22 protein-coding genes are annotated in these 21461 nt (G+C 65.5%); 7 read left to right on the plus strand and 15 right to left on the minus strand.

What is annotated here, in order from left to right; translation table 11 throughout:
* Window positions 1-26: 26 nt before the first annotated feature.
* The 5 genes from ureC to BM075_RS05865 all read right to left on the minus strand — a co-directional run bounded on the left by ureC (window position 27) and on the right by BM075_RS05865 (window position 4416).
* Window positions 27-1736 carry an urease subunit alpha gene (gene ureC, locus BM075_RS05845; RefSeq protein WP_093359715.1) on the minus strand — a complete coding sequence of 570 codons (1710 nt, stop codon included), beginning with the start codon at window positions 1734-1736 and terminating at the stop codon, window positions 27-29.
* Window positions 1737-2151: 415 nt separating this feature from the next.
* Complete coding sequence (locus BM075_RS05850; RefSeq protein WP_093359716.1) at window positions 2152-2847, minus strand: hypothetical protein; 696 nt, start codon at window positions 2845-2847, stop codon at window positions 2152-2154.
* Between the two features lie 56 nt (window positions 2848-2903).
* Window positions 2904-3209 (minus strand): urease subunit beta, encoded by a 306-nt coding sequence (locus tag BM075_RS05855; RefSeq protein ID WP_093359717.1) that lies wholly within the window; start codon window positions 3207-3209, stop codon window positions 2904-2906.
* A 71-nt stretch (window positions 3210-3280) separates the two neighbouring features.
* The gene (locus tag BM075_RS05860) at window positions 3281-3583 is read right to left on the minus strand and encodes an urease subunit gamma (RefSeq protein WP_093359718.1); all 303 of its coding nucleotides are present in this window, start codon (window positions 3581-3583) and stop codon (window positions 3281-3283) included.
* A gap of 8 nt (window positions 3584-3591) precedes the next feature.
* Window positions 3592-4416: an urease accessory protein UreD gene (locus BM075_RS05865; RefSeq protein WP_093359719.1), complete on the minus strand. Its 825-nt coding sequence runs from the start codon at window positions 4414-4416 to the stop codon at window positions 3592-3594.
* 183 nt (window positions 4417-4599) lie between these two features.
* On the opposite strand from BM075_RS05865, the gene pyrC reads away from it, so the two are divergent.
* From pyrC to BM075_RS05880, 3 genes are all read left to right on the plus strand, one after another.
* Window positions 4600-5658 (plus strand): dihydroorotase, encoded by a 1059-nt coding sequence (pyrC, locus tag BM075_RS05870; protein ID WP_093359970.1) that lies wholly within the window; start codon window positions 4600-4602, stop codon window positions 5656-5658.
* Between the two features lie 125 nt (window positions 5659-5783).
* The gene (locus BM075_RS05875) at window positions 5784-6458 is read left to right on the plus strand and encodes an orotate phosphoribosyltransferase (protein WP_093359720.1); all 675 of its coding nucleotides are present in this window, start codon (window positions 5784-5786) and stop codon (window positions 6456-6458) included.
* Between the two features lie 267 nt (window positions 6459-6725).
* Entirely contained in the window at window positions 6726-8243 is a 1518-nt protein-coding gene (locus tag BM075_RS05880) for a replicative DNA helicase (protein WP_093359721.1), read from the plus strand.
* 27 nt (window positions 8244-8270) lie between these two features.
* Here the strand turns inward: BM075_RS05880 and BM075_RS05885 are convergent, their stop codons facing one another.
* Entirely contained in the window at window positions 8271-8792 is a 522-nt protein-coding gene (locus BM075_RS05885) for a GFA family protein (RefSeq protein WP_483887628.1), read from the minus strand.
* 135 nt (window positions 8793-8927) lie between these two features.
* Here BM075_RS05885 and alr point away from each other — a divergent pair, with 135 nt between their 5' ends.
* The 3 genes from alr to BM075_RS05900 are packed head-to-tail and all read left to right on the plus strand — an operon-like array spanning window position 8928 to window position 11523.
* The gene (gene alr, locus BM075_RS05890) at window positions 8928-9980 is read left to right on the plus strand and encodes an alanine racemase (protein WP_093359723.1); all 1053 of its coding nucleotides are present in this window, start codon (window positions 8928-8930) and stop codon (window positions 9978-9980) included.
* Between the two features lie 23 nt (window positions 9981-10003).
* Window positions 10004-10780 carry an MlaE family ABC transporter permease gene (locus BM075_RS05895; RefSeq protein WP_245758764.1) on the plus strand — a complete coding sequence of 259 codons (777 nt, stop codon included), beginning with the start codon at window positions 10004-10006 and terminating at the stop codon, window positions 10778-10780.
* Window positions 10777-11523 (plus strand): ABC transporter ATP-binding protein, encoded by a 747-nt coding sequence (locus tag BM075_RS05900; protein WP_093359724.1) that lies wholly within the window; start codon window positions 10777-10779, stop codon window positions 11521-11523. The genes BM075_RS05895 and BM075_RS05900 overlap by 4 nt, the downstream gene beginning before the upstream one ends.
* A gap of 9 nt (window positions 11524-11532) precedes the next feature.
* Here the strand turns inward: BM075_RS05900 and BM075_RS05905 are convergent, their stop codons facing one another.
* Window positions 11533-12864: a LysM peptidoglycan-binding domain-containing protein gene (locus tag BM075_RS05905; RefSeq protein WP_177208259.1), complete on the minus strand. Its 1332-nt coding sequence runs from the start codon at window positions 12862-12864 to the stop codon at window positions 11533-11535.
* Window positions 12865-12977: 113 nt separating this feature from the next.
* Here BM075_RS05905 and BM075_RS05910 point away from each other — a divergent pair, with 113 nt between their 5' ends.
* A complete protein-coding gene (locus BM075_RS05910; RefSeq protein ID WP_093359726.1) occupies window positions 12978-13544 on the plus strand; it encodes an LOG family protein in 567 nt (188 codons plus the stop codon).
* On the opposite strand, the gene rarD is transcribed toward BM075_RS05910, so the two are convergent.
* The 8 genes from rarD to BM075_RS05950 all read right to left on the minus strand — a co-directional run bounded on the left by rarD (window position 13475) and on the right by BM075_RS05950 (window position 21416).
* Window positions 13475-14383: an EamA family transporter RarD gene (gene rarD / locus BM075_RS05915; protein WP_093359727.1), complete on the minus strand. Its 909-nt coding sequence runs from the start codon at window positions 14381-14383 to the stop codon at window positions 13475-13477. The genes BM075_RS05910 and rarD overlap by 70 nt on opposite strands.
* 72 nt (window positions 14384-14455) lie before the next feature.
* Entirely contained in the window at window positions 14456-14911 is a 456-nt protein-coding gene (locus BM075_RS05920; protein ID WP_093359728.1) for a host attachment family protein, read from the minus strand.
* Window positions 14908-15111, minus strand: coding sequence for a hypothetical protein (locus BM075_RS05925; protein ID WP_093359729.1), 204 nt, complete (start codon window positions 15109-15111; stop codon window positions 14908-14910). Before BM075_RS05925 ends, BM075_RS05920 begins: the two co-directional genes overlap by 4 nt.
* A gap of 293 nt (window positions 15112-15404) precedes the next feature.
* A complete protein-coding gene (locus BM075_RS05930; protein WP_093359730.1) occupies window positions 15405-16004 on the minus strand; it encodes a superoxide dismutase in 600 nt (199 codons plus the stop codon).
* Window positions 16005-16213: 209 nt separating this feature from the next.
* Entirely contained in the window at window positions 16214-17386 is a 1173-nt protein-coding gene (locus tag BM075_RS05935) for a tetratricopeptide repeat protein (protein WP_177208260.1), read from the minus strand.
* 139 nt (window positions 17387-17525) lie between these two features.
* Complete coding sequence (locus BM075_RS05940) at window positions 17526-18104, minus strand: sarcosine oxidase subunit gamma (RefSeq protein WP_093359732.1); 579 nt, start codon at window positions 18102-18104, stop codon at window positions 17526-17528.
* Window positions 18097-21096 (minus strand): sarcosine oxidase subunit alpha family protein, encoded by a 3000-nt coding sequence (locus tag BM075_RS05945; protein WP_093359733.1) that lies wholly within the window; start codon window positions 21094-21096, stop codon window positions 18097-18099. The genes BM075_RS05940 and BM075_RS05945 overlap by 8 nt, the downstream gene beginning before the upstream one ends.
* Entirely contained in the window at window positions 21093-21416 is a 324-nt protein-coding gene (locus tag BM075_RS05950; RefSeq protein WP_093359734.1) for a sarcosine oxidase subunit delta, read from the minus strand. The genes BM075_RS05945 and BM075_RS05950 overlap by 4 nt, the downstream gene beginning before the upstream one ends.
* Window positions 21417-21461 lie beyond the last annotated feature (45 nt).

Below are 21461 nucleotides of genomic sequence, written 5' to 3' on the forward strand. Positions count from 1 at the left end.
GTTCAGGCGTGAGCGCGTTCCGGCGATCAGAACATGAAATACCGCTGCGCCAGCGGAAGCTCGCGGGCGGGCTCACAGGTCAGCAATTCGCCATCCGCACGGACCTCGTAGGTCTCCGGGTTGACCTCGATCCTGGGCCGGGCGTCGTTCATGACCATGTCGGCCTTCCCGATCCCGCGCGTATCTCCCACTGCCAGAGTGCCCTTTGCCAGCCCGAGCGCACCGCCGATATCGTCCGCCTGCGCCGCCGCCGAGACGAAGGTGACAGCGGAGCGTTCGAGCGCCCGGCCGAAGGCGCCGAACATCGGGCGCGTGTAGACGGGCTGGGGCGTCGGGATCGAGGCGTTCGGGTCACCCATCTGGGCCACGACAATCGTGCCGCCGAGCAGAACCATCTCGGGCTTCACGCCGAAGAACGCCGGAGACCAAAGGACAAGATCGGCGCGCTTGCCCTCTTCGATCGAGCCGATGTGAGTCGACATGCCGTGGGTGATCGCCGGGTTGATGGTGTACTTGGCAACGTAGCGCTTCACCCGCACGTTGTCGTTGTCGCCGGTTTCCTCCGGCAGCCGCCCGCGCTGCGCCTTCATCTTGTGAGCCGTCTGCCAGGTTCGGATGATCACCTCGCCGATGCGGCCCATGGCCTGACTGTCCGACGCGATGATCGAGAAGGCGCCCATGTCGTGCAGAATGTCTTCGGCGGCGATGGTCTCCTTGCGGATGCGGCTTTCCGCGAAGGCCACGTCCTCGGGGATCGCCTTGTCGAGGTGGTGGCAGACCATGAGCATGTCGAGATGCTCTTCGAGGGTGTTCACCGTGTATGGCCGGGTCGGGTTGGTCGAGGACGGGATGACATGGGCCTCCCCGCAGACCTTGATGATGTCAGGCGCGTGCCCGCCGCCAGCCCCTTCGGTATGGAAGGCGTGGATCGTCCGGCCCTTCATCGCCTTGATGGTGTTCTCCACGAAGCCCGACTCATTGAGCGTGTCGGTGTGGATCATCACCTGCACGTCCATGTCGTCCGCGACCGAGAGACAGCAGTCGATGGCCGCGGGGGTCGTGCCCCAGTCCTCGTGAAGTTTCAGCGCGCAGGCGCCGGCCTTTACCATCTCGATAATCGCGGCGGGCTGGCTGGCGTTGCCCTTGCCGGACAGGCCGAAATTCATCGGGAAGGCGTCGAGCGCCTGCAGCATCCGCCCGATGTGCCAGGGTCCCGGCGTGCAGGTGGTCGCCAGGGTGCCATGCGCCGGACCGGTGCCGCCGCCCAGCATGGTGGTGACCCCGGAGTGCAGCGCGTCGTCGATCTGTTGCGGACAGATGAAGTGGATGTGGCTGTCGAATCCGCCGGCGGTCAGGATCTTGCCCTCCCCGGCAATCGCCTCCGTTCCCGGGCCGATCACGATGTCGACGCCGGGCTGCGTGTCGGGGTTGCCCGCCTTGCCGATCTTGGCGATCTTGCCGTCCCTCAGCCCGACGTCAGCCTTGTAGATGCCGGTCACGTCAAGGATCAGGGCGTTCGTAATAACGGTGTCCACGGCACCTTCGGCGCGCGTTACCTGCGACTGCCCCATGCCGTCCCGGATCACCTTTCCGCCGCCGAATTTCACCTCTTCCCCGTAGGTTGTGAGGTCTTTCTCAACTTCGATCACAAGATCCGTATCGGCCAAGCGAACCCGGTCCCCGGTGGTGGGACCATACATGTCGGCATAGGCGGCACGGGAAATTCTGGCGGGCATGGTCGGTCCCTTCTTCAGTCGTGGAGGACAAGCACAGGCGCTCCGGCGCCGATTGGGCGCCGGAGGTCGCGGGCAGAGATGCATGGAAAGGCGCGCCGCAGTCGGCGCGCCATGGAAACGGGGCGGGAAGCACCCGCCCAAATCGGGGTATCACCGGGATCGAAATCGCCGCCGGACGACCGGCAAACGGGGAGCGGCCGCGCATGGCACGGCCCCCGCCGTGTCGTCAGCGGCGAGGCCCTTTCGGGTCTCGCACCGGGATCGGAATCGGCTGTGGCACGGGGGCCAACAGGCCGAGGAGACGATCGATCAACGAATGGAATAGCATGAGAGGCGCTTTCCGGCAGCTTTCGTTCGAGTGTTAACGTAAGCCTCGCGCCCGCAGGCACAAGGGGGCAATGCCGGCCGTTAGCGATCACTCCGAGTCCTTTTTTGCCGCAGGGCTGCTTGCAGGTTTTGCCGCAGGGCTGCTTGCAGGCGCGGGCGACGCGGCGTTCGTCGCCGCCGCCGAGGCTCCGGTAAGGTCCGGCTTTTCGGCCGGCGCAGCGGCTTTTGTCTCCGCCGGTTGTTTCGTCTCGGGCGCCTTGGTCGTCTGCGGCGCCGTCAGGTTTTCGGGCGTCGAGGGTTTGGCAGGCGCGCGCCGGCGTGTTTTCGCAGCCGCCGGCTTTGCAGCCTTGGCGGTGCTGTCAGCCGTCTTGGTCGCCGTTGCGGCCTTGGCGGCAGGCGCCGAGGATTTCGCGGCCGGTGCCGCTTTCGTCCGCGTGGTGCCTGTCGTGGCTTTCCGGGCAGCCGGCTTCGGTTTGGCTGCGGTCTTGCGGGCAACTGGCGTCGGCGTCGCGGCCTTCGGCTCAGCCGTGTGAACGAGCGTCACCCCGGCCGCCGGCCGCGGTGCCTTGCCCACCGGCGCAACCGTCGGGGTGGCCGCAGCCGTCACCGCGCTCGCGGTTTCCATCGCCCGTGTCACCGCCGTCGCCGGCGAGATCATCGGGCCGTAAATATTGTCGACCATGCCAAATGACATACGGTACATCTCGATCTGGAGCTCCGCTGCCCGGCTCCAGATGGCCATGCTGGTCCGCCACATGTCGATCGGTGTCATGAATTGGATCATCTTGATATTCCCCCTTTTGAATGGAGCCCGCGATGGCGCGGGACTGGCCGTTGCCCTTACAGGGCTCCCATGACGGCCTGATTGAATCCGTAAACGTTTCGCGCCCCGCCCAGTGGAACCAGTGCCACTTCGCGGCTCTGGCCGGGCTCGAAACGCACCGCCGTCCCGGCGGCTATGTCCAACCGCATGCCGCGTGCGGCCTCGCGGTCGAAATCCAGCGCCGAGTTGGTCTCGGCGAAATGATAGTGACTGCCCACCTGAACGGGGCGGTCCCCGGTGTTGGCGACCATCAGCGTTACCGCCTCGCGGTCGGCGTTCAGAGTGATCTCGCCCGGGGCGGTCAGGACTTCACCTGGAATCATCTCGTGGTCTCCTTCGTCTTGACGGCATCGCGCGGAGCAACGATTGCGCCGGCGCGACGTGCCTGCGTTGCCTAGCGGATCGGGTGATGAACGGTCACCAGCTTGGTGCCATCGGGAAACGTTGCTTCGACCTGCACTTCGTGGATCATCTCGGGGATGCCCTCCATGCACTGGTCCGCGCGCACGACGCCGGCTCCCGCTTCCATCAGGTCCGCCACCGAACGCCCGTCCCGCGCGCCTTCGACGACATAGTCGGTGATCAGCGCGATCGCCTCCGGGTGGTTCAGTTTCACACCGCGCTCTAGCCGGCCGCGTGCAACCATTGCGGCCACGCTCACCAGCAGCTTGTCCTTCTCGCGGGGGGTCAGGTTCATCTTAGTCCTCAGATCTGCCAGACGCGGGGTGGGACCGCGCCTCTGAAATGTGTCACCACGTCAATCAACGCCCGTCGTAGCGGCCAAAGGTCCGGCGCAGCAAGGCGCACAACGCATCGGCCGTCCCATCCACTTGCTTCGGCCTGAATGTCGTTCCCCGCCAGCATGCCGCGAACGGGCCCAACGGCATCTTCCGCACCTGGCGCGACGAGCGCAACCAAAGCGACCGCCCGCGCTTTCCCAAGAAGAGCCGGCCCGTCGCGGCGCGCCAGTGCCTCGTCGCCCATCCGTACCGCGTCTACAAGAACCGGCCTGCCGTCCCGGCGAATTTCCCTACGGTCGGACAGTCGCAGAGAGCGCACCGTCTCCCCCATGGCGGCGCGTCCGAGCACCAGAGTCTCGCACAGGAGCAGCCGGGCATCGCCTGCGAGGTCCACCTCGGTCACGCGATCAAGCGCCGCGCCGTCGAACAGGATCGTCTCCTGCGGCAGCCAGTCGAGTGCGCCGCCCGCTCCGACGGAGATGCGGCATCGCACCCGCGCGGTCTCACCCGTGGAGGCATACCCACGCTCGGCAGTCTGCGTCGTCGCCGTCACCTGCGCGCCCGCCGCCACGTCCAGACCGTAGTCCAGAACGTCGCCACCCGTCAGCCCGCCTGCAGTGTTCAGGAACACGACCTCCGGAGGCCCCGGAACCCGCGGCAGCATGGCCTTCGCGCAGCCCGATTGGTGCAGGCCAGCCAGAACGGTCCGGCCGTCACGGCAGCCGAATCGTGCCTCCGCACGTCCGCGAGCGCGTTGCAGGGGTGTTTTGCCGGGGGCGATGTCGAGCATCCGGTCTCCGCGTGTTTGCCGGACCCTAACGCAGGGGAAATCTCGCTGCAACGCGGCACTGGCCCCGTCGGCACGCGACCGCACAATTTTCCGCTCACTGCCCATTTCCCGGGCGGCAGAGGGGCCGTTATGCCGCGCTCCTGTATGGCGCGCGCGCCCCGGGTGGGCTATGCCGCGACCGTCATGACCCAAACCCTCACGCTCCGCCGCCCCGACGACTGGCATCTGCATCTGCGCGATGGCGCCATGATGCGCGCCGTTCTGCCCGAAACCGCCCGTGATTTCGCCCGTGCGATCATCATGCCAAACCTCGTTCCCCCGGTGGTGACCTCCGGCGACGCGGCTGCGTATCGGGACCGCATCCTCGCCGCCCTACCGGCGGGCGCGGAGTTTGCGCCCCTCATGACGCTCTACCTGACCGAACAGACCGACCCCGCGGACGTGGTGCAGGCCCATGCGGACGGTCTGATCGCAGCCGTCAAGCTCTACCCCGCCGGCGCTACAACCAATTCTGCCTCCGGTGTGCGCGATATGGACAAGGTGCAGCCCGTGTTCGACGCGATGGCCGAGGCGGGCGTCCCGCTTTGCGTGCACGGCGAAGTGACCGACCCGGCCATCGACATCTTCGACCGGGAGGCTGTCTTCATCGACCGGGTACTCGATCCGATCCGGCGGCGCACGCCGGGCCTCCGCGTGATCATGGAGCACATCACGACGTCGGATGCCTGCGCCTACGTGCGTGAAAGCGACGGCTCGCTGGGCGCGACGATCACCACGCACCACCTTCTGATCAACCGCAACCACATCCTTGTGGGCGGGATCAAACCGCATTTCTATTGCCTGCCCGTCGCCAAGCGCGAAACCCACCGCGAGGCATTGGTGGCCCTTGCGACGTCGGGATTTCCGTATGTGTTCCTCGGCACCGACTCGGCGCCACACACGCAAGCCAACAAAGAATGCGCCTGCGGCTGCGCGGGCATCTTCAGCGCGCCCGTCACCATGCCATGGCTCGCGCAGGTCTTCGACGAAGCGGGGGCGCTGGACAAACTCGAAGCGTTTACGTCGCTGAACGGCCCCGCCTTTTACGGTATGTCAGCAAACGAAGGGCGCCTGACCCTCGAAAAGGCCCCTCCGACCGGCGGTCCGCAGCAGATCGAAACCCCGGACGGCCCGGTGATCGTGTTCGACCCCGGGATATCGCTCACCTGGCGTGTGCGCGGCGCCGAGAACGGCACAGGGTAGACCGGCGAAAACGCTAGCCTTCGCGGCTCTGCTCAAGTACCTCGCTTCTGCCATTGGGCCCTGCGGCGTGCCGGAGGCGCCCGTGGCGGGAGTATTTGCCCCAGACCGACGCAAGGAGCGCCCCGATGATCCCGACGACGCACCCCGATGATGCAACCATCGCCCGTCTCACTGCCGGAATGCTGCTGGAAATCGGCGCGGTGCATTTCAACGCCGCCGATCCCTTCACCCTTGCCTCCGGCCTGCCGTCGCCGACTTACATCGACTGCCGCAAGCTCATCTCCTACCCCCGCATCCGCACCACATTGATGGACTTCCTCACGGCGAAGGTGCTGCGCGACGCGGGGTTCGAAGCCTTCACCAACGTGGCGGGCGGGGAAACGGCCGGCATTCCCTTCGCCGCCATGGTCGCCGAGCGCATGGGGCTGCCCATGACCTACGTCCGCAAGAAGCCGAAGGGGTATGGCCGCAACGCCCGCATCGAAGGCGTCATGGGCGAGACCGACCGGGTGCTGCTGGTAGAGGACCTGACGACGGACGGGGGCTCGAAGGTCAGTTTCGTCGAAGCGATCCGCGCCACCGGCGCCAGTTGCGCCCACACGGCGGTGATATTTTACTACGGGATCTTTCCAGAGACGCTGACAACCCTCGGCGATATCGGCGTGTCGCTGCATCACCTGTGCACCTGGCATGATGTGGTGGACGAGGCCCGCCGCCGCGAGGCGTTCGATGCCGACACGCTGTCCGAGGTGGAGAGCTTCCTGGGCGATCCGCGTGCCTGGCAGGACGCCCGAGCCTAGCAGGATCTCATAACGCGACGATTCGGGATCACACCGTCCACTCGGGACTCTCCGACGTCGCCGCAGGCCATGCGACGTATGACGAATTTTTGTGCACGCACAACGACCCGGCAGTTTCTCGCCGCTTTATGTTGACGCGAAGCCAGCGCGGGGAACAAGATGAGGTAGCGGAAGAGGACTCACAGGTTCTCCACAAAGATATACATTTTGACCGGCAAGTGGCCGCGTCGGTATGACGGCTGCAACGATAAAGCGGGCAGTGTGGCGATGAATGAACTGACGGGCGTCGGGGCAGTCCCGGCGAAATTGGCAGCACGGGCAGAAACGGGCAGTGCATCCGCGGAAGACTTCCTTCCGCACAATATCGAGGCCGAGCAGCAGCTGCTGGGCGCGATCCTGACGAACAACGATATCTTCGACAGGGTCGCGTCCATTATCTCCGAAAAGCATTTCTTCGATCCGGTCCATGCCCGGATCTACGAAGTCGCAAGCGCTCGGATCGCCAAGAACATGCAGGCGACCCCGGTGACGTTGAAAGCGTTTCTGGAAGATCACCCTGGCCTGAAGGAACTGGGTGGGCCGGCCTACCTTGCCAAGCTCGCGGGCGGCGCAATTTCCAGCTTCGCCGCGCGGGACTACGCCCAGATCATCTACGACCTCGCCATCCGGCGCGAATTGATCTCCCTCGGCAAGGACATCACCGCCAAGGCCGGCAATGTCGATATCGCCTCGGAGCCCAAGGAACAGATCGTGGAGGCCGAACAGGCGCTCTACAAGCTCGGCGAGCAGGGCAAGGCCGAGACCGGCTTCCAGAGCTTCCTGCGGGCGATCACGGACGCCGTGGAAGTCGCGCACGCGGCCTATCAGCGGGACGGCGGGCTGGCCGGCCTGTCCACGGGCCTCGACGACCTCGACAAGCAGCTCGGCGGCCTGCACCGGTCGGACCTGCTGATCCTCGCCGGACGCCCGTCCATGGGCAAGACCTCGCTTGCCACCAACATCGCCTTCAACATCGCCAAGGCCTACCGCCGCGGCGCATTGACGGACGGCACCGAAGGCACGGTGAATGGCGGCGTCGTCGGGTTCTACTCGCTGGAGATGTCGGCCGAGCAGCTGGCGGCGCGTGTGCTGTCTGAGGCGTCGGAAGTTCCGAGCGAACTGATCCGAAAGGGCGACATGACGGAGGACGAGTTCCGCCGGTTCGTCGCCGCCGCCAAGCAGCTCGAAGCCTGCCCACTCTTCATCGACGACACCCCCGCCCTCCCCATCAGCCAGCTTGCGGCCCGGGCCCGGCGGCTGAAACGGACCCACGGGCTGGATGTGCTGTTCGTCGACTACCTCCAGCTCGTCCGTCCCGCCACGGCGAAGGACAGCCGCGTGAACGAGGTGTCCGAGATCACCCAAGGCTTGAAGGCGATCGCCAAGGAGTTGGACATCCCCGTCGTCGCCCTGTCGCAGCTCTCGCGGCAGGTCGAATCGCGGGAAGATAAACGCCCCCAATTGAGCGACCTGCGGGAGTCGGGTTCCATCGAGCAGGACGCAGACGTGGTGATGTTCGTCTACCGCGGCGAGTACTACAAGGAACGCGAGAAACCGGGCGACGACAACCTCGAAGCCATGTCCAAGTGGCAGGAGGACATGGAACGCCTCCACGGCAAGGCCGAGGTCATCATCGGCAAACAACGTCACGGGCCCATCGGCACGGTGGAACTGAGCTTCGAAGGCCAGTTCACCCGCTTCGGAAACCTCGTGAAACCGTGGCAACAGGGCGGCGAAGGGTACTGACGCGCCCTGCCCGCCCGTGTCCCGGCCTTACGCCTGCGCGGCGGCGAATTGCTCCATGAGTACCGCAAAGTCCTCCATGGACGGAAATCCCTCGTAGCTGCGCGGGGCCGGCGTCGTGACCCAGGGCAGTTTCTCCGCCGTCATCGTCTCCAGGAACGGATCGCCGAACGCTGCATCGTCGAACATTGTCGAACGAACGTTGACGACGTGCGGTAGTCCGGGGAAGCGGGTGAACATCCACGTCATGCAGTCCGGGCAAAAGAAGTGATTGATGTCCGGCCCCTTCAGCCCGCCGACAACCGGCTCGCCACGCACAACGCGAAAGCCTTCCACAGGCACGAGCGCGCTCAAGGAAAAGGCACTGGCGCTCATGCGTTGGCATCCCCGGCAATGGCACACCGAGGTAAGCAGAACCGGCGCCGAAATCTCCATGACGACGGCACCGCAACGGCAGGTTCCGGTGAGTGGTAGCATGTTGGTCTCCAAGGGATAATTGCGGTTTCCTTGCCAATCTACGCAAGGAGCTGTGTGGGGGGAACCGGGCATCATTGCAGACCGGGCGACGCAAGCGTCGTGCGCCTCATTTACGGGCCACCCATGTCACGACCCTCGCAACCGCGGGACTCCCTCCGGGGAAGGTGGCTTTCCGCTTGACCTCGCAGTCTGAATTGTCAGAACCGGACCATGGCGACTGGAACTCTCTCGATAGACCTCGACGCGCTCTCCGCAAACTGGCGCGCGTTGGACCAGAAATCCGGCGCGGCGACGGAAACCGGCGCCGTGGTCAAGGCTGACGGCTACGGGCTAGGCTCGGCACGCGTGTCCCGTGCCCTGGCCCGGGCGGGCGCACGTCGCTTCTTCGTCGCTGTCGCCGAGGAGGGCGCAAAGGTGCGTGAAGCGCTCGGGCGTGGGCCGGAAATCTTTGTCTTCGGCGGTCACATGGCTGGCGACACCGAGATGATCGGCGATCTCGACCTGATCCCCCTACTCAACTCCATCGACCAGTTGACCCGCCATTTCGAGGCCCTTCCGGGGGCGCCCTTCGGCATACAACTCGACACCGGCATGAACCGTCTCGGTCTGGAGCCAGAGGAGTGGGCCGCGGTGCGCGAGCTGGCGCTGTCCCAGGCCCCGCAGCTGATCATGAGCCACCTGGCCAGCGCCGACGAGCCGGACAGCCCCCAGAACGCCGAGCAACTCCAGGCGTTTCGCGACATGACCGATGGCATTGCCGTGCCGCGCTCCCTGTCGGCCACCGGCGGCACGCTGCTCGGCCCGGACTACCACTTCGACCTGACCCGGCCGGGCATCGGACTCTATGGCGGACGCCCTTTCTTGGAAGCGCAGCCGGTTGCGAGCCTGTCCGTGCCCGTCATCCAGCTTCGCGTCCTCTCCCCGGGCGAAGCCGTGGGCTACAACGCCACCTGGACGGCGGACGGGGAACGGCGGATCGCGACGGTCTCCGTCGGCTATGCCGACGGCGTTCTCCGCAGCCTGTCCAATTCCGGTGCGCTCTATGCCGAAGGAATACGCTGTCCCATCGTGGGACGTGTCTCGATGGACCTGATCACGGTTGACATCTCCGCCCTGGATTACGTGCCCGTGACACTCGACCTGCTCGGCCCTGGGCAGACTGTGGACGACGTCGCCGATGCCGCTGGCACCATCGGGTATGAGATATTGACCTCCCTCGGGCATCGCTACACCCGAAAGAGCATTGGGGGCAGCCAGTCTTGAGCACATCCGCGGCCACCGGCCTGATCACACGACCCCTCGCGGCCATCGGCCGACCGGTCCTGCAGGGGCTGGCCAGCGTCGGGCGCATGGTGCTTTTCACCTTGAGTGTGGTCAGCCATCTCGTCCGCCCGCCGTTCTACTTGCGGGAGTTCGCCCACGCGATCATGACAATCGGGTGGTATTCCCTGCCGGTCGTCGGCCTGACCGCGCTCTTCACGGGCGGCGCGCTGGCGCTCCAGATCTACGACGGCTCCTCCCGCTTTTCCGCCGAAGCCGCCGTGCCCTCCATCGTCGCCATTGGCATGGCGCGGGAGCTTGGTCCGGTTCTCGGCGGGTTGATGGTTGCCGCCCGTGTCGCCTCCTCCATCGCGGCGGAGATCGGCACCATGAAAGTGACCGAACAGATCGACGCGCTGGTCACCCTCTCCACCAATCCCATCAAGTACCTCGCCGTTCCGCGTGTGCTGGCCGCGACGCTGACGGTGCCGGTCCTTGTGGCGGTCGGCGACTCCATCGGCATCATGGGTGGCTGGCTGGTGGGGGTGAACCGGCTGGACTTCAACTCCGCCGCCTACCTCAAGAACACCGTTGATTTCCTCGAAGCGGCCGACGTTGCCTCCGGCATCGCCAAGGGCGCCGTGTTCGGATTCCTGGTGGCCCTCATGGGGTGCTACTACGGGATGACCTCGGGCCGTGGCGCGCAGGGCGTCGGCAAGGCGACGAAGCTGGCTGTGGTCGCCAGTTCGGTTCTTATCCTGGGTGCAAACTACCTGCTGACCGAGGTGTTCTTTTCCGGATGATCGAGCTCAGGAACGTTCACAAGGCTTTCGGCGACACCCCCGTCCTCCGCGGCGTCACATTTGTGGTGCCCAAGGGCGAGTCCATGGTCGTCATCGGCGGATCGGGAACGGGGAAATCCGTCACCCTGAAGTGCATTCTCGGGCTGGTCGAGCCGGACTCCGGCGAGATCCTCGTCGGCGGGCAGCCGATCCGCCGGGGCGATCGCGACGCCTTCCTTGCCCGTTTCGGAATGTTGTTCCAAGGAGCGGCGCTCTTCGACAGTTTGACAGTCTGGCAGAACGTCGCCTTCCGCCTGCTGCGGGGCCGGCAAAAACGCCCTCGTGCCGAGGCGCGCGAGATCGCGATCGAGAAGCTGCGCCGGGTGGGACTGAAGGCCGAGACGGCCGACCTCTACCCCGCTGAACTCTCCGGCGGGATGCAGAAGCGGGTCGGGCTGGCCCGCGCCATTGCCGCCGATCCAGAGGTGATCTTTTTCGATGAGCCCACCACCGGCCTCGACCCCATCATGGCGGGGGTCATCAACGACCTGATCCGCGAGATCGTGGTGGAGATGGGCGCCACCGCCATCACGATCACCCACGACATGACCAGCGTCCGCGCCATCGCGGACGACGTGGCCATGCTACATGACGGGGTCATCCAGTGGACAGGGCCGGTTTCGGAAATGGACGGATGTTCAGACCCTTACGTCCAACAATTCATCCATGGACGCGCCGAAGGGCCCATCGAAGCCGTTCGCTAGGGGCGGCTTTCACTCCGTGACGACGATGGTGGCCCCGTCGCCATCCCCGGAGCCAGGAAGTTCGAATACCTGGCCGGGATAGATGAGGTCCGGATTGCGGATCTGGCCCTTGTTGGCCTCGAAAATCTGAACGTATTCCAGACCGTCGCCATATCGGTCGTTCGCAATACCCCAAAGCGTGTAGCCGGGTTGTACGGTAATGACCGACGCCGAGACCGGGCCAGACGTCCCTCCGGCTGGAGCCAGCCGCGCGAGCTCGGTCGGATCTTCGCGCTTGAATGGCGTTTCGAACCTGGCGACCACCCGCCCGTCAGCTCCCACCTGATCGACCCGAAGGGTATAGACCCCTGCCTTCACCTGCGGCAGGAGCATACGCCAGCTGCCATCGGACGCGCGCTGGATCGACTGCACCAGTTCGTTGTCGAGATAGACCTGGACCGTGCCGGCGCGCTCGAAATTCGCGGCGGCACGCCCCTCCAGAGTGACACTGCCGTCGTCGGAGTAGCTGATGACGTCCACCACAACCCTGTCGCGCAACCGGGCGGGGACCGAGTTTGCGGAATGGAGCATTTCCACCCCGTCGCTTTTGGCCAAGAGCACGGCCGGTGCCTTCGCCCCATCCGGACTGTTCGCAGCGGGCTCCGAGGCGCGCTGGCCGTCCGGCGTCTCCGTGCCGTCGGTCGTCGTGCCTTGCGACGCGACTGAGCCACTGCGGGCAAGAGCGACTGCAGCGCCCTCCGCATCCTCCGGCGCAGTCCCGCCGCCAGCCGCATCGCCAATCGCGATGTCGACGCCCCCGGCGGCCGTCTCCCCCGCCATGTGCGGGGCAAGGATCACGCTGTTCTCGGATCGGACCTCTTCTCCGTCGTGGCGGGCCACAAGCGAAATGACCCGGGCCGCGTCTGTGGTAGGAAGTTCGACGAAGGCCGCGAAATGGCCCGAGGAGTCGGTGGACACCGTCTGAATGTCCGCCCCGTCGACCTCGATAGAGACGTCGAAACCGCCTGGCGCCTTGCCGGCGATGACGGTCCGCCCATCAGGGTCGACCCGCACATGGTCGAATACGAGCGCCCCCGATGCCGGCTGACCCGCATCGGGGGCAGTCGTCGTCGCGCTCTCGCGCGCCGCTCCATCGGGCTCGTTTGCAAGAAGGGTTTGCTCTTTCGGAGCCTGCTCGGCTGGCCCGGTCGGACCAGAGGCTTCCTCTCCAGGGGAGAAAGCCGCGGGGAACAAAGAAACATCCTGGGAACGCAAACCGAGGAAGACGATCAGGCCCGCCGCTGCGACCACAGCCACCGCTGCGATGCCGCCCGCTCTGCCGAGCCCCGCTTTCTCAGACATATTACCTCTAACCTTTCTCCATTTCGGCCGCACATCCTCCCTGTACCATTGTGAGAGCATAGCAAGGTCGCTATCACGGGTCAAAACCGGATGTATCCCAAGGTCTTGCAACCATGTCACAACCGTTTTCCGTTTGCGTCTACTGCGGCTCCCGCGACGGGGTGGACCCGGCCTATGCGGCGGCGGCCGAGGAACTTGGATCTGCCATCGCGGCGGAGGGATGGCGGCTGATCTATGGCGCGGGCGATATCGGGCTCATGGGCCGCGTGGCGCGCTCCGCTCAGACCGGCGGCGCGCAGACGTTCGGCGTGATCCCGGTGCACCTTTTCGAGCGCGAGGTGGGCAAGCGGGACCTGACGACCTTCATCGTCACGGAGACGATGCACGAACGCAAGAAGGTCATGTTCATGAACGCGGACGCCATCGTGGTGCTGCCGGGCGGGGCCGGGTCACTCGACGAGTTCTTCGAAACGCTCACCTGGGCCCAACTTGGACTGCACGCCAAGCCATTGATCTTGCTGGATACGAACGGGTACTGGAAACCTCTCACGCATCTTCTGCAGCACGTCGTCAGGCAGGGCTTCGCGGAGACCAGCCTGTTGGCATACTTTCAGACCGTGCCGGACGTGGGAAACCTGATGGACCTTTTGCGCACCGCCCGTTCCACCGCCATCGCGTGACCCGAGTAGAGCGCGAGCGCGGCCCAGATCAGGCCGAAGGCCATCGCATGCCATAAGGTGAAAGGCTCCGCAAACACCAGGGTCGCACAGAGAAACTGCAGCGTCGGGTTGAGGTATTGCACCAGCCCAATGGTCACGAGCCGCGCACGCCGGGCCGCGTAGGTGAAGAGCATCAGCGGAATTGCCGTGTATGCCGTTCCCGAGAGAAAGAGCATGGCCGCCGTCCCGGTCGAATACGGGAAATTCGCCGTTTGACCGTAACGCCAGGCCAACCAGGCGAGGGCGATGGGCAGGAGGATGGCCACTTCTGCGGTGACGGACACCACCGGCCCGGCGTCCAAGCCTTTCTTGATCATCCCGTAGAAGCCGAATGTGCCAGCAAGCACCAAGGAGACGACTGGCACGACCTTCAGGCCGAAGCTCAGGAGAGCCACCGCCACCGCTGCGAGGCCGACCGCGAACCACTGTGTCCGGTCGAGCCGCTCACGAAAGACGGTGGCACCGAGCAGGACGGCCACGAGGGGGAAGAGGTAGTATCCGAGGCTTGCCTCGATCCCGTGACCGACCTGTATTGCCCAGATGTAGACAAACCAGTTGGCGGAAATCATCACGGCCGCGACCGCCACCCGCGCAGGTGACATGAGGAGCAGCCTTGGCATCTCCCCCAGACGCCCCTGAACCCTCAGGACAACGCAGAAAAACAGGAAGGCCCACACTGTCCGATGTGCGAGGATCTCGATCGGCGGGACGTGACGCAGCGCTTTGAAAAATAGCGGCGAGAGGCCCCAGATCACACAGGCCCCGATCATCGCCAGAATACCTTTTCGCGCCTCGCTCACGTGCCCTGTCTCCGCTCCGTCACGCGGAACAGACGCCGCGGCGGAGCGAAGGTCAAGCAGCGTTCAGCCGGGTCAGGCGCTTTCCAGCTCTTCCTTGACCAGACGCTCGATCTTGTCGATCGGGTGGTTTGTCAGCGTCTTGGGGATCTCCGCGACGACGACATCCTCGACCTCCTTGTGCATCTTGTTCCGCAACTCTCCCAGAACCTTCGGCGGTGCGACGATCACGAGGCGCTCGATCTTGCCCGAGTGCACGCGCTTGAACAGCATGTCAGCCAGTTCGTCGGCGAACCGCTCTTTGGCCAGCTCATGCCAGTCGGTGTCGTCCATCGCAGAGCGCTGTTGCACGCCGGTGTCCGCCTTCCGCCCGGGGCGATTTGCGGCTTGCTCGCGCGTGGGCGGATTGTCTTGGGATTTCTCTTCCTGAACGTTCAGGTCAGGGTCCTGCGCATCGAGATCGTTGCGCAGAAACAGAGCCTTCTCGCCATCCGCCACGAGGACCCAGGTTCCAGCCGTCAGTCGTTTCATGGTTGCTCTCCCTCTTCGTCCGACTTCGTCACGCGCGTCGCGCCACCGGGGCGTTCGTTGCTGCGCTTGAGTTCGTCGCGGGTTCCGACTTTGCGTTGCAGGTTTCCGTCTGCGCGACCCTGCTGGGAAATCTGACCCTGCTCCCCGAGCACCTCGTCCGTATCGCGCGAACCGTCCTTAGATCGAATGCGTTCCGGCATGGTGTCCTCCTTGTTCTTTTTGCTTCACTGGATGAACGCCTGACACTACTGCATGTTCCACCCGGCCAGATGGCTGGGCGCGGTCAGATGCCAGGGTGGAGACCCCTAAATTGTCGAGAAAAGATGTCGGTGTAAGGCCGTGAAGGCGAGCGCGGTGACAGCGGGTTTACCGATCCCCTGGCGCCCCTTTGGGACTGCCAATTCAGGCCATCAAAGCAGCGGTCGTGAACGTCCGCCCCAAATCACCCCCCGAGTTGATCGGGGGGCGTGTATTCTCAAGTAAGGCTAATCCCTTACATCCGCGAAGCGACGTTTTCCCAGTTCACAAGATTGTCCAGAAAGTTCTTCAGGTAAACCGGGCGCTTGTTGCGGAAGTCGATGTAGTAGGAATGCTCCCACACATCACATCCCAGCAGAGCGGTCTGGCCGAAGCAAAGCGGGTTCACCCCGTTTTCCGTCTTGGTCACCTTGAGCGAACCATCGGTGTCCTTGACCAGCCACGCCCAACCGGACCCGAACTGGCCCGCGCCGGCGGCCGCGAAGTCGTCCTTGAACTTGTCGACCGAGCCGAAGCTCTCGGTGATCGCCTTTTCCAGCTCGCCCGGCATCCCGGCGCCGGAGGGGCCCATCATTTCCCAGAACTGGCAGTGGTTCCAATGCTGAGAGGCGTTGTTGAAGATGCCGTTTTGGGCAACGGCGCCCTTCTCGTAGGTGCCCGTGATGATATCCTCCACCGACTTGCCTTCCCACTCGGTGCCGGCAATCGCCTTGTTGCCATTGTCGACATAGGCCTTGTGGTGGATATCGTGGTGATATTCGAGGGTCTCCTGGCTCATACCCTTCGCGGCGAGCGCATCGTGGGCATAGGGCAGATCGGGCAGTTCAAAAGCCATGGAATTATCCTTCGTAAACAGCGTTTCCTGTGGAAGGTATGTGACTTCGCACTGCCCATCCGTCAAGCGAAGAGCCGATGTCTTGCCGTCGCTGAAATTCTAAGTTTTTGATCTGAATTGATTTTTCAGAGAGGACTTGTTTTTGGCTCCAGGCCGCGCCGGCATCGGAACGCCCGACCGGAGGGAGTCGCACGGCTCGTCGGCTCGCCTTAGGGCAGAAGCGCCCCGCCCCGTCGGTCCGGCGCCGACCAGCCACGTGCCGGAGGCGGCAGACCCTGAGCAATGCGGACGATCTGCTCGCGGTGCTCCGGCCATTGCTCCAGCGCCATCTCGGCCACCGCCGCCGCCTGCGCCCGCGACCGCCCGCCCATGGCGCCAAGCTTCCTGATCAGCCGCCAGCAAAAGCCGAAGTTCTCCGTCACCTCAAGCGCCAGTTCGAGCACCTCGGCGGTGGCGCGATCCTGCCCCATCTCCTCGTATCGATCTGCAAGCAGGCTCCAGTAGCGCGCACTCTGTGGAGCGTCCACAACGAGCCGCTCCAGCGTCTCCACGGCTTCGAGTGACTTACCGAGGCCCACCAGCGCGTCGGCCCGAGCCAGTGCCAGCTCCGGATTGCCCTGCGCCGCCGGGGCGGTCTTGGACGCGATCTCGGCCGCCCATCGGTAGTGACCGCGCCGCGTGCACGCCCGTGACAGCCGGGCAAGGTACCGGTCGTCCTGCGCTCGATTGTGCCGCAAGAGCTGCGCCGCCTCCCACAGACGCCCGTGGAGGGCTTCGCCGAAGACCTTCAGCGCGCACCCCTCGCCGATTAATGCCCGTTCCGTCCGAAGACCCATGAATGGCAGGGGCACCCCGTGCACGCCCCCCAGCCTGCGCAACGCCTGCATCTGCGCCGAATCCCGCGCGACTTTGGGGTCGAACGCCACCATCGCCGTCGCTGTCAGGTCTTCCTGCCGCAGGTCCGGCCCCGTAGCGGGGTCGCCCGACGGAGCGACCCCGATGGGCGAAAAGGCCAGCGTCGCGGCGCACCCCGCCCGCCGGCCATGGCGCAACGCCGCCAGCCCGCCCAGTCCCGCCCCAACCGCGATGGCCGGTCGGCTGTTCGTTTCTGTAATCACATCGCATAGCGCGTCGATCTGCTGCGCAGGAAGGGCCTCGCGGTCGTGCGGCACGATCTCGTACAGATCGAGGGCCGCCTGACCCGGGCCACTCATCCAGCGACTGCTTAAGCGCGGGCGGCCCTCCCCCGCGCCGAACAGCACAACCGAATAGTCGGACTCTGCCGGCCGATGGAAAAGCCGAACGTCCTCCGTCTCGTACAGACAGCCGCTTGTGCCACTCATCGCCCGGTGCCGCCGTGCTGCGTCATCGTCATCACCCATGTCCCGTCCGACACATTCCCTGGTGCCGGACATAACCGCCTCATTTCGGTGACATCATGGCGAACCGCGGCACCATCGCGTCGATCTTACCCGAGTCGCGCGCGCAGAGCACTCCCAGCACGGCCCCCGGCGACACGTGTCAGACGGCATCGCTCTCCGGGAAGAAGCCCACCGGCGCTCCACGGGCCGCCCCGCACAGCACGTCGAACGCGTAGCGGGCCACGGACCGGAAACATATGAGCCGGAACGCGCCCGCCTCGTCGATCCAGAACGCCGCGGGAACTTGCGCAAGGCGCGTCCGCCGCAATTCGCCCGGACCGAACGCGGCGGGCGACAGATCCGCGGGGCACAGCCGCGCCAGGACCTCGCGCGCACCGGCGCCGGAAATGCGAAACACCGCGCGGGCGTCGGAAACGTCGACAGCGAGGTGATGCGTTCCGTCCAGACGTTCGGAGAGCGTGGTCAGGCACGCCTGCACCTCGGCGTGTGGCATCAGCAGCAACAGCTCGTCGGGCGACATCCAGGCGACGGCCTTGTCCCCGGCGATCACAATCTCCCGCTGACTTGGCATGGAAAGGCCGATCGCGGCGGTGACGGCATCGGCGATGTCTCCCATCGCGCCGCGCAACGTCACCATGCCCTGCGCCGGAAGCTCTTCGACCTTCGCGCCTTCGCCCTGACAGACGGCCCCGCCGAGGGGTGATCTGGCCTCAGACATCCTGCTTCTCCCCTTCCGGATCGTAGAACACCGGTTCGACGATTTTTGCCTCGATCATGCGGCCGTCGGTCGTGGCGAGCTTCAGAACCTCCCCCATCCGCTCCGACCCGCGCTCCACCAGCCCCATGGCAATGCCACGGTCCAGCATCGGCGACCGGTAGGTCGAGGTCACGCGGCCGACGGTGACGCGCTGGCCGTTCGCGTTCACGCCCTCGCCCACCGCGTAGGCCCCATCCGGCAGGACCGACCCGTCCAGCGTCTCAATCCCCACCAGCTTCCACCGGTCGGGGCGGCTCATATGGCTGCGCTCCTGCGCCCGCTTGCCGAGGTAGTCGTCCTTCTTCTTCGAGATCGCCCAGTCGAGGCCGAGGTCCTGCGGGATCACGGTGCCGTCTGTCTCGTCGCCGATCATGATGAACCCCTTCTCGGCCCGCATGACGTGAAGCGCCTCGGTCCCGTAGGGCGTGATGCCGACCTCCCTGCCGGCCTCCAGCACCTTGTCCCAGAGCGCCCGCGCCTGCCCGGCAGGCACGGCGATCTCGAAGCTGAGCTCGCCCGAGAAGGAGATGCGGTAGACCCGCACAGGGAAACCCGCCAGTTCGCCCTCGACCCACCCCATGAAGGGGAGCGCCTCTTTCGACACATCCAGGCCGCCGAGTTTTTCCAACACCGCGCGCGCGTTTGGGCCGACGACGGCGATCTGGCCGTATTGCTCGGTCAGGTTTGCGGTGTAGACCTTCCAGTCCCACCACTCGCACTGCAGCCAGTCCTCCATCCAGCCGTGCACGTGGTCCGCCCCGCCGGAGGTCGTGTGGCAAAGGAACGTGTCCTCGTCCAAACGCGCCACGACGCCGTCGTCCATCAGGAAGCCGTTCTCGTTGCACATCAGCCCGTACCGGCAGCGGCCCGGCTTCAGGCTCGACATCTTGTTGGTGTAGAGCATGTCCAGGAACCGTCCGGCGTCCGGCCCCTTCACCACGATCTTGCCAAGCGTGGACGCGTCGAGCAGGCCCACCGAACCGCGTGTGGCCATGACTTCGCGCGACACCGCGTCGGCGTGGCTTTCGCCCTGCTTGGGGTAGCAATAGGGCCGGCGCCACTGGCCCACCGGCTCCATGTAGGCGCCCTGTTCCTCGTGCCAGTCGTACATCGGCGTGCGGCGCAGCGGTTGGAACGTCTCGCCACGGGCCTCGCCCGCGATGGAACCGAAGGAGATCGGCTGGTATGGCGGGCGGAACGTCGTCGTGCCGACCTGCGGGATGCTTTCGTTCCGCGTCTTGGCGAGGATCGCCAGTCCGTTGATGTTGCTCAGCTTTCCCTGGTCGTTCGCCATGCCGAGCGTGGTGTAGCGCTTGGCGAGTTCCACGCTCTCGTAGCCTTCCTGTGCCGCCAGCCGCACGTCGGAGACCTTCACGTCGTTCTGAAAGTCCAGGAACATCTTGGATTGCAGTTCCGGCAGGGCCTGTGCCGGCATCACCCAGACCGGCTGCATCGGCACCTCCTCCAGATCTGTCGCGGCGGGCGGGTCTTCCCCAGCCTCCGCCCCGGCCGCCGCAGCGCCCTTCGACGCGGCATCGGTCAGGACGTCGCCGCTGCGCAAGAAGCCCGAGGCCGCTCCGGCGGTCGAGACGAATGGCTCACCGTCCGCACCTGTCGGCGCGCGGGAGGCGTCGGGGTAGAAATGCGCGTTTTCCTCCGACCACTGGAGCTTCCCACCGCAGTGGGACCAGAGGTGGACGACCGGAGACCAGCCGCCCGACATCGCCACGCAGTCGCAGTCCAGCAGCGCCCCCGCGCCTCCGGTGCCGTTCGCCCGGCAGAGCATGACGCCTTCGACCCGTTGCCGCCCCTTCACCTTCATCACCGCCGCGCCGGTCTCCACCTGTACGCCGCGGCGGGCGCATTCGCGGGCGAGCGGGCCGTCGTTGCGTTCGCGCGGGTCGACCACAAGCGGCACCTCCAGCCCAGCGTCGATCAGCGCGAGGGCGGTGCGATAGGCATCGTCGTTGTTGGTGACGACAACCGTCCGCCGTCCGGGGGCGACGTCGTAATTCACCACGTAATCCCGCACGGCAGAGGCGAGCATGACGCCCGGGACGTCATTTCCGGCGAAGCTCAGGGGGCGTTCGATGGCGCCCGTCGCGGTGACGATGTGGCCGGCGCGGATCTTCCACAGCCTGTGCCGCGGCCGCCCGTCGCCGGGGGTGTGATCCGACACACGTTCGTAGCCAAGCGCGAAGCCGTGGTCGTATACACCCGCCCCCATGCAACGGGCCCGCAGGGTGACATTGTCCATCCCACGCAGTTCCGAGAGGCTCGCCGCGATCCAGGCGTCCGCAGGCTGGCCACCGATCTCCACACCGTCTACAGGCGCGCGGCCTCCCCAGTGCGGCGTCTGCTCGATCAGGAGCACGCGGGCGCCAGACCTGCCCGCCGTCAACGCAGCCTGAAGCCCGGCGATGCCGCCGCCGACAACAAGCACGTCCACATGGGCATAAAAATGCTCGTAGGTGTCCGCGTCCGGCTCCTTCGGCGGCAGGCCGGACGCGGCGGCCTCGCGGATCAGCGGCTCGTAGACACGCTTCCAGAACGGGCGCGGCCAGATGAAGGTCTTGTAGTAGAACCCAGCCGGCATCATGGAGGACACCCATTGGTTCACCGCCAACATGTCGAAGCCCAGCGAGGGCCAGGCGTTCTGGCTCATTGCGGTCAGCCCGTTGAACAGCTCGGTCGTCGTCGCGCGCTGGTCGGGCTCGAACCGCGCCCCCTGCCCCAAGCCCACCAATGCGTTCGGCTCCTCCGCGCCGCTGGCGACGATGCCGCGCGGACGGTGGTACTTGTAGGAGCGATTGACGAGAGTCTGACCATTTGCCAGCAGCGCCGAGGCAAGCGTGTCGCCGCTCAGGCCCTGCATGGGTTCCGTGTCGAACGTGAAGCCGAGGGGCGCGTTGCGATCGATCAATCGCCCGCCCTGGTCCAGACGAAAGCTCATGCCCGCCCCTCCCACTCCGGCCGCCGCGCCCGGATCGCTGCGACGATTTCTTCGGGCGGCTCCGTGGTCTGCGCCTTGTAGGTACCGAACACCTCCATGGTCACCGTGTCTCGCGCGGCGAGGAACCACTTGCCGCAGCCATGGGCGTGCCGCCAGCGTTCGAAATGAACACCCATGGGGTTCTCACGGTCGAAGAGATACGCCTCGAACGCCTCGTCGCTGGACCCCGGCCCTGCGCGTTTCACATGTGCCTCGCCGCCCGCTGCGAGTTCCGTCTCGTCGCACAGGATCCCGCAATAGGGACATTTCAGGGTCAGCATGAGCGGGACCTCGCAAATATGGGGAAGGCCGGTGAGCGAGGTCGC

Source organism: Tropicimonas isoalkanivorans (genome assembly GCF_900112335.1).
Lineage (GTDB): Bacteria > Pseudomonadota > Alphaproteobacteria > Rhodobacterales > Rhodobacteraceae > Tropicimonas > Tropicimonas isoalkanivorans.

Excerpts from the sequence above, each read along its gene's own strand:
- alr (WP_093359723.1), top strand. The coding sequence starts at position 8,928 with ATGGCGACTGGAACTCTCTCGATAGACCTCGACGCGCTCTCCGCAAAC.
- BM075_RS05850 (WP_093359716.1), bottom strand. The coding sequence starts at position 2,847 with ATGATCCAATTCATGACACCGATCGACATGTGGCGGACCAGCATGGCC.
- pyrC (WP_093359970.1), top strand. The coding sequence starts at position 4,600 with ATGACCCAAACCCTCACGCTCCGCCGCCCCGACGACTGGCATCTGCAT.
- BM075_RS05945 (WP_093359733.1), bottom strand. The coding sequence starts at position 21,096 with ATGAGCTTTCGTCTGGACCAGGGCGGGCGATTGATCGATCGCAACGCG.
- BM075_RS05875 (WP_093359720.1), top strand. The coding sequence starts at position 5,784 with ATGATCCCGACGACGCACCCCGATGATGCAACCATCGCCCGTCTCACT.
- BM075_RS05880 (WP_093359721.1), top strand. The coding sequence starts at position 6,726 with ATGAATGAACTGACGGGCGTCGGGGCAGTCCCGGCGAAATTGGCAGCA.
- BM075_RS05930 (WP_093359730.1), bottom strand. The coding sequence starts at position 16,004 with ATGGCTTTTGAACTGCCCGATCTGCCCTATGCCCACGATGCGCTCGCC.
- BM075_RS05935 (WP_177208260.1), bottom strand. The coding sequence starts at position 17,386 with ATGGGTGATGACGATGACGCAGCACGGCGGCACCGGGCGATGAGTGGC.
- BM075_RS05885 (WP_483887628.1), bottom strand. The coding sequence starts at position 8,792 with ATGATGCCCGGTTCCCCCCACACAGCTCCTTGCGTAGATTGGCAAGGA.
- BM075_RS05910 (WP_093359726.1), top strand. The coding sequence starts at position 12,978 with ATGTCACAACCGTTTTCCGTTTGCGTCTACTGCGGCTCCCGCGACGGG.
- BM075_RS05920 (WP_093359728.1), bottom strand. The coding sequence starts at position 14,911 with ATGAAACGACTGACGGCTGGAACCTGGGTCCTCGTGGCGGATGGCGAG.
- BM075_RS05860 (WP_093359718.1), bottom strand. The coding sequence starts at position 3,583 with ATGAACCTGACCCCCCGCGAGAAGGACAAGCTGCTGGTGAGCGTGGCC.
- BM075_RS05865 (WP_093359719.1), bottom strand. The coding sequence starts at position 4,416 with ATGCTCGACATCGCCCCCGGCAAAACACCCCTGCAACGCGCTCGCGGA.
- BM075_RS05855 (WP_093359717.1), bottom strand. The coding sequence starts at position 3,209 with ATGATTCCAGGTGAAGTCCTGACCGCCCCGGGCGAGATCACTCTGAAC.
- BM075_RS05905 (WP_177208259.1), bottom strand. The coding sequence starts at position 12,864 with ATGTCTGAGAAAGCGGGGCTCGGCAGAGCGGGCGGCATCGCAGCGGTG.
- BM075_RS05925 (WP_093359729.1), bottom strand. The coding sequence starts at position 15,111 with ATGCCGGAACGCATTCGATCTAAGGACGGTTCGCGCGATACGGACGAG.
- BM075_RS05900 (WP_093359724.1), top strand. The coding sequence starts at position 10,777 with ATGATCGAGCTCAGGAACGTTCACAAGGCTTTCGGCGACACCCCCGTC.
- BM075_RS05940 (WP_093359732.1), bottom strand. The coding sequence starts at position 18,104 with ATGTCTGAGGCCAGATCACCCCTCGGCGGGGCCGTCTGTCAGGGCGAA.
- ureC (WP_093359715.1), bottom strand. The coding sequence starts at position 1,736 with ATGCCCGCCAGAATTTCCCGTGCCGCCTATGCCGACATGTATGGTCCC.
- BM075_RS05950 (WP_093359734.1), bottom strand. The coding sequence starts at position 21,416 with ATGCTGACCCTGAAATGTCCCTATTGCGGGATCCTGTGCGACGAGACG.